This window comes from Bifidobacterium subtile, from assembly GCF_000741775.1.
Classification (GTDB): Bacteria; Actinomycetota; Actinomycetes; order Actinomycetales; family Bifidobacteriaceae; genus Bifidobacterium; species Bifidobacterium subtile.
The window spans coordinates 230,417-245,030 of sequence record NZ_JGZR01000007.1 but is presented as its reverse complement, the minus strand read 5'-3'; the positions used below and the strand labels follow the sequence as shown (position 1 = coordinate 245,030).

At 61.6% G+C, this 14,614-nt stretch carries 14 protein-coding genes and 1 tRNA gene; 2 read left to right on the top strand and 13 right to left on the bottom strand.

Translation table 11 applies throughout. The features are described from left to right. Nucleotides 1-64 precede the first annotated feature (64 nt). Complete coding sequence (locus tag BISU_RS07950; protein ID WP_024464023.1) at nt 65-2,347, bottom strand: sulfatase-like hydrolase/transferase; 2,283 nt, start codon at nt 2,345-2,347, stop codon at nt 65-67. Between the two features lie 6 nt (nt 2,348-2,353). Between BISU_RS07950 and BISU_RS07945 the strand changes: the two genes are divergently transcribed. After that, nucleotides 2,354-2,653, top strand: a complete 300-nt coding sequence (locus BISU_RS07945) for a hypothetical protein (protein ID WP_024464022.1) — start codon at nt 2,354-2,356, stop codon at nt 2,651-2,653. Nucleotides 2,654-2,785: 132 nt separating this feature from the next. Here BISU_RS07945 and BISU_RS07940 read toward each other — a convergent pair whose 3' ends face one another. From BISU_RS07940 to BISU_RS07900, 9 genes are all read right to left on the bottom strand, one after another. Then, nucleotides 2,786-3,022, bottom strand: a complete 237-nt coding sequence (locus BISU_RS07940; RefSeq protein ID WP_024464021.1) for a DUF883 family protein — start codon at nt 3,020-3,022, stop codon at nt 2,786-2,788. Nucleotides 3,023-3,299: 277 nt separating this feature from the next. Continuing rightward, nucleotides 3,300-4,013: a histidine phosphatase family protein gene (locus BISU_RS07935; RefSeq protein ID WP_033502475.1), complete on the bottom strand. Its 714-nt coding sequence runs from the start codon at nt 4,011-4,013 to the stop codon at nt 3,300-3,302. Between the two features lie 57 nt (nt 4,014-4,070). Then, nucleotides 4,071-4,487, bottom strand: a complete 417-nt coding sequence (gene rsfS / locus BISU_RS07930; protein WP_024464019.1) for a ribosome silencing factor — start codon at nt 4,485-4,487, stop codon at nt 4,071-4,073. A gap of 109 nt (nt 4,488-4,596) precedes the next feature. Next, entirely contained in the window at nt 4,597-5,982 is a 1,386-nt protein-coding gene (gene glmU / locus BISU_RS07925) for a bifunctional UDP-N-acetylglucosamine diphosphorylase/glucosamine-1-phosphate N-acetyltransferase GlmU (RefSeq protein WP_024464018.1), read from the bottom strand. A gap of 97 nt (nt 5,983-6,079) precedes the next feature. Next, nucleotides 6,080-6,150 (bottom strand) — tRNA-Gln (locus BISU_RS07920). A 161-nt stretch (nt 6,151-6,311) separates the two neighbouring features. Beyond that, a complete protein-coding gene (locus BISU_RS07915) occupies nt 6,312-7,331 on the bottom strand; it encodes a ribose-phosphate diphosphokinase (protein WP_024464017.1) in 1,020 nt (339 codons plus the stop codon). A gap of 109 nt (nt 7,332-7,440) precedes the next feature. Then, complete coding sequence (nadD, locus tag BISU_RS07910; RefSeq protein ID WP_024464016.1) at nt 7,441-8,100, bottom strand: nicotinate-nucleotide adenylyltransferase; 660 nt, start codon at nt 8,098-8,100, stop codon at nt 7,441-7,443. A 104-nt stretch (nt 8,101-8,204) separates the two neighbouring features. Next, on the bottom strand, nt 8,205-8,783 hold the full coding sequence (locus BISU_RS07905) for a hypothetical protein (RefSeq protein WP_024464015.1): 579 nt from the start codon (nt 8,781-8,783) through the stop codon (nt 8,205-8,207). A gap of 38 nt (nt 8,784-8,821) precedes the next feature. Beyond that, entirely contained in the window at nt 8,822-10,174 is a 1,353-nt protein-coding gene (locus BISU_RS07900) for a glutamate-5-semialdehyde dehydrogenase (protein WP_081672763.1), read from the bottom strand. Between the two features lie 298 nt (nt 10,175-10,472). On the opposite strand from BISU_RS07900, the gene thrC reads away from it, so the two are divergent. Next, nucleotides 10,473-11,975 carry a threonine synthase gene (thrC, locus tag BISU_RS07895; protein ID WP_024464013.1) on the top strand — a complete coding sequence of 501 codons (1,503 nt, stop codon included), beginning with the start codon at nt 10,473-10,475 and terminating at the stop codon, nt 11,973-11,975. Nucleotides 11,976-12,495: 520 nt separating this feature from the next. Here the strand turns inward: thrC and BISU_RS07890 are convergent. From BISU_RS07890 to BISU_RS07880, 3 genes are read right to left on the bottom strand one after another with little or no spacing between them, the layout of a single operon-like run. After that, nucleotides 12,496-13,191, bottom strand: coding sequence for an ABC-2 transporter permease (locus tag BISU_RS07890; protein WP_024464012.1), 696 nt, complete (start codon nt 13,189-13,191; stop codon nt 12,496-12,498). Further along, nucleotides 13,188-14,096, bottom strand: a complete 909-nt coding sequence (locus BISU_RS07885) for an ABC transporter ATP-binding protein (protein WP_024464011.1) — start codon at nt 14,094-14,096, stop codon at nt 13,188-13,190. The genes BISU_RS07890 and BISU_RS07885 overlap by 4 nt, the downstream gene beginning before the upstream one ends. Then, nucleotides 14,083-14,535 carry a GntR family transcriptional regulator gene (locus BISU_RS07880; RefSeq protein WP_024464010.1) on the bottom strand — a complete coding sequence of 151 codons (453 nt, stop codon included), beginning with the start codon at nt 14,533-14,535 and terminating at the stop codon, nt 14,083-14,085. Before BISU_RS07880 ends, BISU_RS07885 begins: the two co-directional genes overlap by 14 nt. Nucleotides 14,536-14,614: the final 79 nt, after the last annotated feature.

Below are 14,614 nucleotides of genomic sequence, written 5' to 3'. Positions count from 1 at the left end.
GCAATTCGGGCCCAATGCCGCGGAAGGAACCGTTAAGGACCAAAACTCGGCCAAGGCTTCAGCTTCAGCGTCCGGACCGAGTCACTTGGCCTTCGCGCTGATAGGCTGCTCCCGTCACGGAACCCTTGGCAAGGTCCAGCGAGGCGAGAGCAGATGCCGCTGCGGGCACGGAGGCCGAAGCGGACGTATGCGCCGACGCCGAGGCTTTGCCGGATTGCGCGCTGTCCGCAGACCCGCTGCTCTGCTTGGCCTCGCCGCTTGCACCGGCGGCGGTCTTCCCCGGCAGCGTCATGAAATCGGTGTCCTGCAGATAGTGCTTGCCGGTGGTGATGTCGTACTGGATGAGCTTGTAGTCCTGCAGCATCTGCTTGGTGGCGGCATCGAAGCTGCGCGCGTCCATAGGATTGCCTTGCGCGTCCAAGTATATGGTCTGCCCGGCAGGGATGCGCGACCAGCCTTGGATCTGGTTGACCACAGGCGGTTCCATGGCGCTGATCTTGCCATGCAGGAGCGTCAGGAAGGCGAGATACGGCGAGACTCTGGCATTCATATGCTCGGCGGTCTGCGCCATGAAGAAATTCGGCGAGGAATACGCGCTATCGTCAAGCTTGGTGCCGGACGAAGCGGAGGCCTGGTTCGACCAGATGAAGTAGTCGGTCTCGTGCAGCGCTATGGAATTGGCGCTGTCGGCTCCTGCGGTCGTGTAGATGCCCGGCAGGTGGTCGCCGTAGAACATGACCGTAATCGGTCGGTTCTCGTTGTCCAGCGACGAGAGGAAATCACTCGTGGCACTGTCCGTGAGGCTCATGCCCTTGGCGTAGGTCTGAATCGCCATGGTTTCGTCGCTGCCCAAAGCGGCTGCCCCCTGCCCTGCCGTCGCGACGAACTGGTTGTCGTCATACCAGTTGTTGTATGGCATGTGATTCTGCATGGTGACCAGCTGCACGAAGCGGTTGCCCGACGTGTTCTGCAGCCATTCGCTGACGTTGGAGTAGGCCGCATCGTCGCCTGTGTATGGGCTTTTGTCGATCGCCTGATAGTGCTTGATGACGTCCGGCCCGTCGAGCGTGTAGAAGTGCGGGAAGCCGAATTTCTTGTAATCGGTGGACCGCGAGTACATCGACGACTGGTAGGGGTGGAAGGCGACGGAATCCTTGCCGCTGTTCCACAGCTGGTTGATGGTCGGCGTCCATTGCAGCGAAGGGATCAGCTGCTGGTACGGGCTGGTGAGCGAGGGATCGAAATTGGCCATGCTCAATCCGGTAAGCGCCTGGAATTCAAGGTTCGCCGTGCCGCCGCCGTAGCCCGAGGAAAGCATAAGGCCGCTCGTGGTCGAATCCTTGAGCGAGCGGATATAGGGCATGGGGTCCGCGTTGAGGCTCAGGCCGGGCACACGCAGCGGGTCTGAGAAGGACTCGGACAGGACGAAGACCACGCTGCTGTCGTTGAGGTTCGCGGTGCGCGTGGCATTGATTGTCTTCGCCTGCGCCTCATAGCGCTTGAGCACATCCTGCATCGCGGACTCGCTGTAGCCTTCCGGCTCGTCCATCACCTTGAGATTGAGCTGGCGAGAGAAGGCAAGCAGTGTGCCGTTGCGCTGAGCGTCGTAGACCGAGTCCCACATCGAGGGGATATCGCCCATGCGCGCGGCAAGGGAATTCGCCCAGCTGCCGACTGTGCCGACATCGGAGATGAACATCGCCACGACGAGTCCGGGAACCAGAATGCCCACGGCGCGGGCAGCGGCTCCTACGGTCTTACTGCTGCGCCGTGAAATGATCCGGCCTCGGCGCAGATCGAAATGGTTGGCTGCGATGCATAGCGTGATGATGGCCAATATCCCTATCACGGCACCGATAATCAGCCGCTGCGCGCCAGCGGGCATGAACGAGGCGATGTCGCCGGCATTGGAATTCAGGAAGTCGAGGTCGGAGGGCAGCAGGGTCTCGTAGCGCGCCTGCACTTTGAAACGCTCGACAAGGGCGAAGATCATGCACACCGTCATGACGACGGGCGTGGCTATCCAGAAGCGGTTGATCAGGAAGAGCACCACCAGATATATCAGACCCAGCAGCACGAGATTGAGGAAGAAGACATAGCGCTGCTGCGTCCATATCGTCGAAATGAACTCCCACAGGCCGATCAGCGGTCCGGGCAGGGAGGCGCCGGAGGAGGACACGGTCACGCCCCACTGCATCATGCCCACGCCGACGATGTCGAAAAGCAGGAAGAGCACAGCGTAGGTCCATGCCGAGAAACGCGTTGCGCCAGCGGGTCCAGCGGGCGCATGCGGGTCATTCTCGCCGTCTTTGCCCTCTCCATTCGCATTCGCAGGGCTCAGATGCATAGGCGTATGACGATTCCGGAAGCGCAGACGCCCGCTTGGCCGGTGCCGCCCGGCAGCATCATTCTGCGACGTCTGCTGAGGGATCTCCCCCTCGGAAAATTCGGCAGGCCTCTCATCGCTGCTGCTCTCCTGAGCAGATTGCAGGCTTTCGGCATCATCCATCCGGCTGCCGCTTCCTTCCTGTGCATGCTGCACGAAACCCATGCCCGCGTTATCGACACCGGCAGACCCGGCATCTCCGGCGTCTTCGTAATCCTCGTTATCGTCCTCGTCGCGACGTCCATGAAACTTCAACACAACGCATGATTGTCCCTGACCTGCGAGACATAGGAATTCGCTGAGTCTTCGCTGCGTGCGCGATCAACATGAGCGAGGCGTCCTGGGAAACTCCCAGGACGCCTCGCATGCAAGGGTTTTGCAGCCCCGGCGACGCGCAGCTTACTCGTTCGCCTCGCGTGCAGCCTGCTTAACGTCGTTCTTCGTTTCGGTCGCCTTCTTCTCGGCTTCGGCCTTGGCTACGTTGGCATTCGCCTTCACCTCGTCCGAAGCGTCCGAAACCCTGTCCTTCACATCATCGAACACATCAGCGGCCTTATCCTTGAGATCCTTGGCAGAATCGGCAACCTTGTCGCCTGCGTCCTTCATGAAATCCTTTGCATCATCGAGTACTCCCATGATTCCTCCTTTGGTTAGACGGTAGCTGTCAATCGTTCTCTGCAGCCATGTCGTCTGCCATGTCGCCGACAAACGACACCAGCCACTTGAGAACTGGCGCCCAGCCGGACTTCGCGGCTTTACGATATGACTCACACTAGCCCACGCGTAGTCGTCACGCAGCCTGTCCAGGCGCATATGCGCTGCCAGCGTACAGTCCCGAACAACACTGTGAAGACCTTGTGCGAAAGGGAATGCCGGTGCGGAGAATAGGCATTTCCTTTCGCTTTCGCTTTCCTCAACGCTGCGAGAGACCAGGATGCTGCCATTGCTCAGTGTCGGCAAGCGCGGGCCCGTGGTTGTAATCGACCAGACGCCAGCGTAGCTCGCCGTCGGCGTGCTCGCAGGGAACAAGCCTGGCCCAATGGGCGTTGCGCATGGAAATCACGCCGATGAATTCGGCATCGACCTTGTCCAGACCAAGCATGACCTGCAGGGTCTGCGCGATCCACGCACCATGCGAGAAAACGAACAAATCGGCATTCTCGCCGGCCTTGGCCGACCAATCCAGCAGCGCCGCAGCGCCGCGCGCGCCGACATGCTGCTTGCTTTCCGCGCCGTGCCTCAGTTCCCCGCCCGTCATCTGCGCCCAGGAACGGTAATCCTCGGGGAATTGCTGCGCCAGCTCCTGGGCGGACATGCCTTCCCATTCGCCGAAGTCACGTTCACGCACACGCTGATCGGTGTGCACCTTAAGCCCCAGCGAATCGGCGAAGGCGTGGGCCGTCTGGCAGGCGCGGCCCAAATCGGAGCTCACCACCGTGCGGCTTGCAATGTCCGGCTCAGGCTGCACGTAAAGCCGCTGGAGCGCCTGCGCCGTCTGACGCACCTGCCAGCGGCCGACCTCGTCAAGCGGAATGTCGATCTGGCCTTGAATGCGACTGGCGGCGTTGTATGCAGTACGGCCGTGGCGCACCAGCGTGATCGAACGAACATGATGTGTGATAGGCATTGCCTCATCCCTTCCTCGTGGCGGTCATGGCGCGTGTGGCGATACGGCGCAACGGCTCTAGTCGTGAATCCCTTGCGCTGCCCGAGACTCCTGCGGCTCCTGCTCTTGCGCCGGCAGCTCCAGATCGATCTGCGGGCAATCCTTCCACAGCCGTTCAAGGCCATAGTATGCGCGAGCCTCCTCATGCATGATATGCACGACGAAATCGCCATAGTCGAGCAGCACCCACTGCGCCTCGGTCAGACCTTCACGCTCGCGCGGCTGCAACTGCCCCGCATGCAGATAGAGGTCCTTTTCGATCTCCTGCCCCACGGCGAGCACCTGCCGCTCGTTCGAGGCGGTCGCGATGAACATGATCTCGGTGATGCCCAGCAGATTGCTCACATCGAAGGCGACGATATTCGTAGCCTTCAGACGGTCGGCGGCCGCGGCGGCAATGCGCACGGCGGCGATGGAATTGGATTGCGCGCTCATGATGTCACCGTTCTCATTGCCTGTGCCGTTTGTGCCAATTGTGCCATTCCTACTGATTTCCTTAATCTTCGCGAGTTGCGTCGTCCCATGGATTGCGTCGTTCCCACTGTTATTCTCGTTCCCAGCTTGGCTTCCAGTCTTCGACGATATGCTGCGTGTTCTCCGAGTAGACCATCGCGTCGTCCGGAGTCGCGTGGCGCACGACCGAGCCGGCGCCCGTGGTCACGTTGTCGCCCACTTCGACCGGCGCGACGAAGAGATTGCCCGCGCCCACATGGACGTTCGAACCGATGCGGGTGTGGTGCTTGTGCACACCGTCGTAGTTGGCCGTGATGGTGCCGCCGCCGATATTCGTATGCTCGCCCAGATCGGCGTCGCCCACGTAGCTCAGGTGCGGCACTTTGGTGCCTGCGCCGATATGCGCTTTCTTCATTTCGACGTACGCGCCGGCCTTCGAATCCTCGCCGAGGTCGTTGCCCGGGCGCAAATAGGTCCACGGGCCGATGTTCGCGGATGCGCCGACGTGCGACTCCTGCACGCGCGAGCGCTCCACTCGCGCGGCCTCGTCGATGGTCGCGTCGATAAGCGTCGTGTACGGGCCGATGACGGCGTTTTCATGCACGACGGTATGGCCTTGCAGGAAGCAGCCGGGCAGCACGGTCACATCGGTGTCCAATGTCACCTCGTCTTCGATCCAAGTTGTCTGCGGGTCGAGTATCGTCACGCCCCGGCGCATCCAATCCTCGCAAATACGGGAGTTGTGCTGCCGGGCGAGCGAGGCCAGCTGCACGCGGTCGTTGACGCCCTCGACGCTCAGCGGATCCGGAGCCTCGTAGGCGCCGACCCGGCCATGCTCGCGCGCGACCTCCAAGGCATCGGTCAGGTAGAACTCGCCCTGCGCGTTGCTGTCGTCAAGGCCGGCGACGGCCTGCGTGAGCACGGCGGCGTCGAAGACGTAGACCGAGGTGTTCACCTCATGCACCGCCAGCTCGCTGCGGTTGGCGTCCTTCTGCTCGACCACGCGCAGCACGCCGCCATCGTTGCCGCGGATGATGCGGCCGTAGCCGGCCGGATCCGCAAGCGTCGTGGTGAGCACCGTGGCATCGTTGCCGCTGCTCGCATGGAACTCGAGCAGGCTGCGCAGGGTTTCGGCATCCAGCAGCGGCATGTCCGATGCGGCGATCAGCACCGGGCCCGACAGCGGCCCGTTGGCGTTGAGCTGGCCCATCGCGCACTGCACGGCGCGTCCGGTACCGGGCACGTCGTCCTGCATGACGATCTCGACGCTTGCGTTATAGTCCTGCGCCGCCTGCGACACGCGCTGCGCCTGATAATGCACGACGACGGCGAGCGCGTCAGGGCTTTGGGCGGCGACGGCGGACATGACGCGTTCAAGGAATGTGCGTCCGGCGAATTCGTGCAGCACCTTGGGCTTGGCTGAATGCATGCGCGTGCCTTCTCCGGCGGCGAGAATGATTGCGGCGGACAACACCATATGGCTATATCTCCAATTCTTCGGTTTGCACCCCGTGAGAGCACCGGTCTCGAACTGACGCGCAGCAGCGCGGTATGCAAGTTCGAGAACCGTAACGTTCCCCCACCTGGATTCGAACCAAGACTAAGGGTTCCAAAGACCCGTGTGCTGCCATTACACCATGGGGGATCGGCAAGCTTTACCTTGCCAAGTGATTATTATGCCATACCCCGCGACTTATGGCGTGCCGCATGCCGTCGCGCGGGCTTTGCACGCAACGCCGCGGCAGGTCGCAGTGCTTTGATCGTGGCTGGCGGCGCACCGGCAGCCGGTTGCGATTGCAGAGGGGCTCACGCGAACAGGAAGCCCTGCCCGTGATGCTCGGGATAGGTGTCGAAGAGCTCGGCCACCGAGCCGTCCTCGAACACGGCGCGGATGGCGCTGGCCAGCAGCGGCGCGATGGACAGGACGGTCAGCCCGTCCCAGCGCTTGGAATCATCGATCGGCACCGTGTCGGTAACCACGACTTCGCGCGCGCCGGACTCCTTGAGCCGTTCGATGGCCGGCCCCGAGAACACGCCGTGCGTGGCCACGACCGTGACCGAATGCGCACCGGACTCCTTAAGTACGCCGCATGCGCCGGCTATCGTGCCGGCGGTGTCGATCAGATCGTCGACGAGCACGCAGTCCTTGCCCTCCACATCGCCGACGATGCGGTGCGCGACGGCCTGATTGGGCCGGGTGACATCGCGCGTCTTGTGCACGAAAGCAAGCGGGCCGCCGCCCAGCCGCTGGGCCCATTGCTCGGCGACGCGGATGCGACCGGCATCCGGCGAGACCACGGCGACGTTGCCGAGCTTGCCGGCGAAGCGGTCGCGGATGTAGTCGACCAGCACGGGCATGGCGATGAGATGATCCACCGGGCCGTCGAAGAAGCCCTGCGACTGCGCGGCATGCAAATCCACGCTCATGATGCGGTCGGCGCCGGCGGTTCTAAGCAGGTCGAAGACCAGACGACACGAGATGGGCTCGCGGCCAAGATGCTTCTTGTCCTGGCGCGAATAGCCCAGCAGCGGGCATACTGCAGTGATGGAGCGGGCGGAGGCGCGCTTGAGCGCGTCGATCATGATGAGCTGCTCCATAATCGACTTGTTGATCTGACCGGCGTGGCTCTGCAGCACGAAAACGTCCGCGCCACGCACCGATTCGGTGTAGCGCACGTACATCTCGCCGTTGGCGAAGTCGTATGCCGTGGTTTCCAGGACGTCGATGCCAAGCTGGCTGGCGACATCGGCAGCCAGCTTGGGATGCGCCCTGCCGGTAACGAGTATGAGGTTCTTATCGGGCTTGCCTGCGAGGATAGCGCTCACCGTATCTCCAAACGTTGTTCGCTGAAGTGGACTTGACCCATACTAATCTCGTCCGCAGACCTGCCCGACACGGCTGGCAGGCGCAAAGCCAAGGTCTGCGAGAAGCCGTTCAGCCTTGATACAGGCCGTGTTTGCCGATGTACTGCACCACGCCGTCGGGCACGAGATACCACACCGGCTCCCCGCGCGAAGCGCGGCCGCGCACGTCGGTCGAGGAGATGGCCAGCGCAGGAATCTCCAAGGCATCGACCTTCTTCGAAATCGGAATGGAAGCCGTTTGCGGCTGGGAATACCCCGGCCGGGTGACGGCCACGAAATGCGCCAGATCCCACATGCCGTCGGCGTCCTTCCAATGCAGGATCTCCGCGACGGCGTCGGCTCCGGTGATGAAGAACAGCTCCGCATCGGGGTACTCGGCGTGCAGGTCGCGCAGCGTGTCGATCGTGTAGGTGATGCCGGGGCGGTCGATATCGACTCGGGATACGGTGAATTGGGGGTTGGATGCCGTGGCGATCACCGTCATCAGATAGCGGTCCTCGGCGTTCGTGACCTGCTTGTCCAGTTTGAACACAGGGCGGCCGGTGGGCACGAAAATGACCTCGTCCAAGTCGTAGACCCATGCCACCTCGGAGGCGGCGACCAAGTGGCCGTTGTGAATCGGGTCGAAAGTGCCGCCCATGATGCCGATGCGCGGGCGTTCATGCCGGTTGCCACGCGTCGAACGCCGGGCGCGGCGGGCGTTGTACTGCGGCAGCGAAAGCTCGGACATGCGGCGTTCCTCGCCGACCGGAGAACCGGCTGGGCTGCTTCCCGAAGCAGTTCCTGGAGATTGCACCGTATACCGCCTGGATGCCGCGCCGCCTGCGACGTGAGTCATGCCGCACGTCCCTCCGCGTCGCTGGTCTGGCTGGTTTCGCGCTGCTCGTCGGCATGCTCGGTCTGTCGCTCGATGCCCTCGGCGCTGGCTGCCGCATCCGGAGAGTCGATCTTGCCCATATCCTCATCCCATTCCTCCTGCACGACCTTGCTGATCTCGTCAAAGGTCGGCAACGGGAAGTCCGGCTGGAACAGGCGGCGCACTTGGGCGACGCAATCGGTGATCTGCACCAGCATGTCGCTCATGGCGTCGACCTCGCCCTCGCACTCCTGCGCGGTGAAGGCGGCGATATGCCGCTCCATGATCGCCATGAGGTTTCTGACCGTGTCGAACTCGTGATCCTCCAAGTCGCGCACTTCGGGCGAATCGTTGTCGGGCCAGCCGATGAGCACCGCATCAGCGTATTCGAGCGCGGCGCGCTGCGAGGCGGAGGCGATGCCGTCCTCCACCTGCACGAGGAACACGTAGCGTACGATGCTGAGGCGTTCCGAAGCGATTTTGAGCCATAGTCGCTGGTCGTTCAGGTCAACGCCGCGTTTGACGGCCAGCTGCTCGGAGACGCTCAAATCCGTCATACCAGCCTGCGCTTCTGCCGCTTCCCCGATTCCCTCGCTCATCGACGTACCTGCCCGTTGCCGTAGCCGATCCACTTGGTGGTCGTCATCTCCTGCAAGCCCATGGGCCCGCGCGCATGCATCTTCTGCGTGGAGATGCCCAGTTCGGCGCCGAAGCCGAACACGCCGCCGTCGGTGAATCTCGTGGAGGCGTTTACCATGACCACCGCCGAATCGATGCGCTCGGTGAACTCCCCCACCGCGCCGTAGTCCTCGGTGAGTATGGATTCGGTATGCCCGGTCGAATGCGCATTGATATGCGCGATCGCCTCGTCCAGCGAATCCACGACCTTGACGCCCATGATGAGCGCCAGATACTCCGTGTCCCAGTCCTCGGCGGTTGCGCGTTCCAGTTGCAGCCCCTGAATGTCGCCCTTCGAGACAATCTCGTACGAGCGTTCATCGACCCGCAGCGTCACTCCGGCCTGGGCGAGCGCCTGGGCGGCAACCGGCAGGAAGGTCTGCGCGACATCGCGGTGCACGAGCAGCTTCTCCGCCGCGTTGCACACGCCGACGCGCTGGGTTTTCGCGTTGATGATAATGGGCACGGCTTTGCTTAGGTCAGCCGCGCGATCGACGTAGATATGCACGTTGCCTGCGCCGGTTTCGATGACCGGAACTTTGGACTGCTCGACCACCGCGCGGATGAGTCCCGCTCCCCCGCGCGGCACCAGCACATCGATATGCCCGCGCGCCTGCATCATCGCGGTAGCGCCCATTCTGCCGAACTCATCGACCGAAGCGACCAGCGCCGGCTTGAAGCCATGCGATTGCAATACTTCGCTGACGACCTGCAATGTGGCGGCGTTGGTGCGCTGCGCGGCATGCCCTCCCCGCAGCAGCACCGCATTGCCCGATTTGAGGCACAGCGAAGCCACATCGACCGTGACGTTCGGGCGGGCTTCGTAGATCATGCCCATCACGCCCATCGGCACGCGAATCTGGTTGAGCCGCAATCCGTTGGGCAGCGTGTAGCCGCGCACCGTCTGGCCCAAGGGATCCGGCAGCGTCGCCACATGGCGCACACCCAGCGCCGCAGCCCCGACGCGCTCGGCGTCGAAGCGCAGCCGGTCGAGCTTGCCGGCATCCATGCCCGAATCGAATGCGGCCTGCATGTCCAGCGCATTGGCGGCGGCGATCTCATCCGCATGCGCATCCAATGCGTCGGCAAGCACTGCAAGCAGTTCATTTCTCGCCTCGCCATTCGCCCGGCCAAGCTCCTGCTGGGCGTCGGCTGCAGCGTCGGCAAGCGCACAGACCTGCTCGAAGACATGCGCATCCAGCTCGTCCGGCTCCTGCTTCGCGCCTGTGGACCGTGCCGCAGTCTGTGCTGTTGCGGCTTGCGTCGCCATACGCTCGCCTGATTGTGTGCTCTCGCCTGTAGTCATACCCCACAGCGTACCTCAGGATGGCCTGCGTTTCGAGCCGTTTCCCTGTGGCGCTGAAATCACACTGAAATCACAAAGCGCGTACATCATGCGAAGCTTCTGTCAGTAACTTCTCGGCGGCAGCATTCCAGCGGCAACGTCTCGATGAACCGCGCATCAATCAGTCGAGCCGGGTCATACCAAGGCCGAACCAAGGCCGGACCAGTGATGCCGCTAAACTGGGAAGACGTTAATCCGATTTCCCAGTTACCAAGGACGAGACGTGAACACCTTCCACAGCACACGCGGGGTCAATGATGCCATCAACGGAGAGGCGCTGAGCGCGAAGCAGGCCATCCGGCGCGGCTTGGCCGAGGACGGCGGCCTGTTCGTCACCGATGCGCTGGGCGAGCGGACGGTTGATGTGGCAGCGCTGGTCGGCAAGTCCTATCAGGAGATCGCCGCCTCAGTGCTCGGCGCATTGCTTGACGACTTCGACGAGGCCGAACTCGCGCAGTGCATCGCCGAGGCGTACGGCTCGCAGTGGTCCGATGCGGCGATCACGCCGCTCAAGCCCTTGGGCGACGATTACGTGCTGGAACTGTTCAACGGCCCCACCTGCGCCTTCAAGGACGTGGCCTTGCAGATCTTGCCGCGCTTCATGGCTCGGACCACTCCTGCCGGCGGCGACGCCCAAGAGAAGATCATGATTCTGACCGCCACTTCGGGCGACACGGGCAAGGCGGCGCTCGCCGGATTCGCCGACGCGCCGGGAACCGGCATCACCGTCTTCTACCCCGAAGGCAAAGTCAGCGAAATCCAGCAGCTGCAGATGACCACGCAGGCCGGCTCCAATGTGAACGTCTGCGCGGTGCGCGGCAACTTCGACGATGCGCAGAGCGCCGTCAAGGAGCTGTTCTCCGACACTGAGCTGGCTCAAGAACTCGCGCAGGAGCATCATGTGGTGCTCTCCTCCGCGAATTCCATCAACGTCGGCAGGCTCGTGCCGCAGGTCGTGTACTACTTCTCGGCCTACGTGCAGCTGGTCGAACGCGGCGCGATAGCGCTGGGCGACGGCGTGGAGTTCTGCGTGCCGACCGGCAACTTCGGCGACGTGCTCGCCGGATATTATGCCAAGCTGCTGGGCCTGCCGGTCAAGCATCTCATCGTCGCCAGCGACAAGAACAACGTCCTCTTCGACTTCCTCACGTCTGGAACATACAACCGCCAGCGGCCGTTCTATCAGACGATTTCGCCCTCGATGGACATCCTCGTCTCCTCGAATCTCGAACGCATGCTCTACTACATGGCCGACAAGGATCCGCGACTGATCCAGATGCTCATGAGCGACCTCAAGGACTGGGGCGCGTTCGAAGTGCCCGAGCCGCTGCTGGCCAAGATCCGTACGCTGTTCGGCACCGGCTGGGCCGATGAAAGCCAGGTACGCGAGGCAATCCACGACTGCTGGGAGCGCAACCGCTATGTTATCGACCCGCATACCGCCTGCGGTTACTTCGTCATGCAGCGCATGCCGCGCGATCCGGCCACTCCCCGCGTGCTGCTGAGCACCGCCAGCCCGTACAAGTTCCCCCGCGTCGTCGACGAATCGCTTGGGCTTGACGCCTCCGGCAGCGACTTCGACTGCATGGACACGCTTGCCGCCGCCACCGGCACCACCGCGCCAAAGTCCCTGCGCGACCTAGAGCACGCCCAGCCCCGCTTCGACGGTGCCATCGACATCGACGCCATGCGCGACGCCGTCAAGGATGCTGCAGCCAAACTGTGACATGGCCGGCATGGCACAACGATTAGTGCGCTGGCTGCGATGATGGCGGCTGCGGCAGCATGTTCAGCCCTTTCATGACACTATGAGCGGCATTGTGAGGGCATCCCGGGCAGTTGGGCAGTGTATCGGCCTTATCTGTAGTGCTTATCGGAGGCTACGCGGGTATATCTCCGCTATCTGTAGTGCATTATTCGGCTGAGTCGATGGCTGAGTGGCTTCACATGACTGCTTTGGGCCGCTCCAACATCGTTGCTGCTTCTACGGACAATACAGATAGCGGAGATAGACCCGCGCGAACGCGATAATGCACTACAGATAGCAGAGATGCGCCGTTTTGGGCCTGAATCCGGTCACAGTGTCGCTGCAGGCAACGAGTCATACGTATCTCACACCAACGAACCATCCACAGTCCATTGACGAATCGTCGTCACCCGAGTGCGTCCGTGCCATTTCACGATTCTTTGTTCACGGACACCTTCGTTAGTGTGAATCCGCTGCCGAACGCACCCGTATCGCAGTCTTACAGCTCCTTGCTGCGATTGATGCGGGTCGAAATCGACAACGAGGCAGCGACCACAGCGGCGACAAACGCCACAGCGATGAGCACAGTTAGCAGCGTTGAGACGAAGATGTGCGTCGTCAGCCACGCTATGATGGCGGCTATCTGATTTTCGAGCATGAAGCCTCCGACAAGCGCGACGCATATCAGTAGCATGAATATCAGGACGATAATCTGCGCGATTTTCGCGGAGGAGAATTGATACATCAACGGCATCAGGATGGCCTGCGTAACCATGCATGCACCAAAGAGGCCTACCCCAGCCATCAGTGCAGCCTGTGTTATCGCTCCTGTGCCAAGTATAGCGAGTAAGAGCACGCAGAGCGCAAATTCAGTTACCGCGATTATGTCCACAATGAACATCAGCAGATAGCGTCCCGCAACTTGAGTGTCACGAGAAACTGGCAATATTGCGTTAATTCGCCGATGGTCATTCTGGTCCTCCCGCACGAACATGGTCATCGTAAGAGATGCGGTAACCATTGCTATCTCAGCCATAATCACGCCCATCAGCAAATCCAAAGCCCCCTGTCCGAGCATTTGCCTAAACAGCAGACCGAAGAAGGGAGGAAGCACAGCCAAGGCAATTATGGTCAGAAGACCATCTGATATTAGCCGCAGAGCGTCTAAACGCATGGTTTTAGTGATACCGTTCATCGCGAATTCTCCTTTATGTTGGTAAGTCTGATGATGTCGTCAATCGACACTGGCTCAATTGCCAGATGCGCGTTGCCGTCTCGCAGATTCTCTGCAGCAGACACCGACACCAGTGCATCGAAGCCCGTCGCATAATGGTGAGTCCCCAGTGCCCGGCCTTGCAGCAACTCGAACTGCTCCGGACCTCCTTTGACCAGTCGGAAGGAATCCTCGAACTCGTCCTTGGGGCCGCTGTAGTACAGCCGCCCGCCGGTGATGTAGGTGATGAAGTCGGCGGCGTGCTCAAGATCGTCGGTGATATGCGTGCTGAAAAGCACGCTGTGCGCCCCGTCTTCGATGTACTCGTGCAGGATGTCCATCAGCTCGTCCCGGCCGAGCACATCCAAGCCGCTCGTCGGCTCGTCGAGGATCAGCAGCTTCGCGTCGTGGCTTAGCGCCACGGCGAGCATGAGCTTCATCTGCATGCCGCGTGAGAGCTCTTTGACCTTTTTGCGTTCGTCAAGGCCGAACCGACGCAGATAGCTGTCGAAAGCCTGCTGGTTCCACGTGGGGTACATCGGTGCCATAGCCTGCCCGGCCTTACGCACGGTCCACGCCTCGATGAAGTAATGCGTATCGAAGACGATGCCAAGCTGTTCTTTGGTCGCCTCTTCGCTGCGGATATTGTCCATGCCGAGCACGGATATCGACCCTGCGTCGCGCCGGATCATGTTGAGGATGAGCTTGATAAGCGTGGATTTGCCCGCGCCGTTCGGCCCAATCAGCCCCATGATGTAGCCGGCAGGCAGGTCGAAAGTCACGTCCTCCAAAGTGAAACCCGAATCGTAGCGCTTTGTGACGCCATCAATGCTCAGCGCGAGTGGCGCCGAATCTTGCATTACGCCTTGCAGCTTATCGACCGTCATGTGCGTTCCCTTCTTCTTCGCTTGCCTCGGCGCCGACTGATGTCGCCCCGCCATCGAGTGGCGTTGGAGCATTGTGGTAGGCCGTTTCAAGCATGTCGAGCAGATCAAGCAGCGGCACGTCCGCGGCCTTGGCGGCCATGCTGACCTGCAGCAGGCTGTCGGCGATGCGCCGCGATAATTGCTCGCGCATCACCTCGTTGCCGCGCTTCATGACGAAGGTGCCTTTGCCTTGGATATTGCGCACCACGCCCTCGTCCGCCAGCTCGTTGTATGCCCGGGTGACGGTGAGCACGGAGATGCGCAGCTCCTTGGCGAGCTTGCGCAGGGAAGGCAGGGCCTCCCCCGGCGCCAGTTCGCCCGAAAGGACTGCGGCGCGTATCTGCTGCTTGATTTGCTCGTAAATCGGTTTGCCGGACACGGATGAGATGATCAGTTTCATCATGTCCTTTCTTGTACTCTGCTGAATTCAACAATTCGGTAGCACTGTTATGCTGATTTGCATAACAGTATAACAGTCA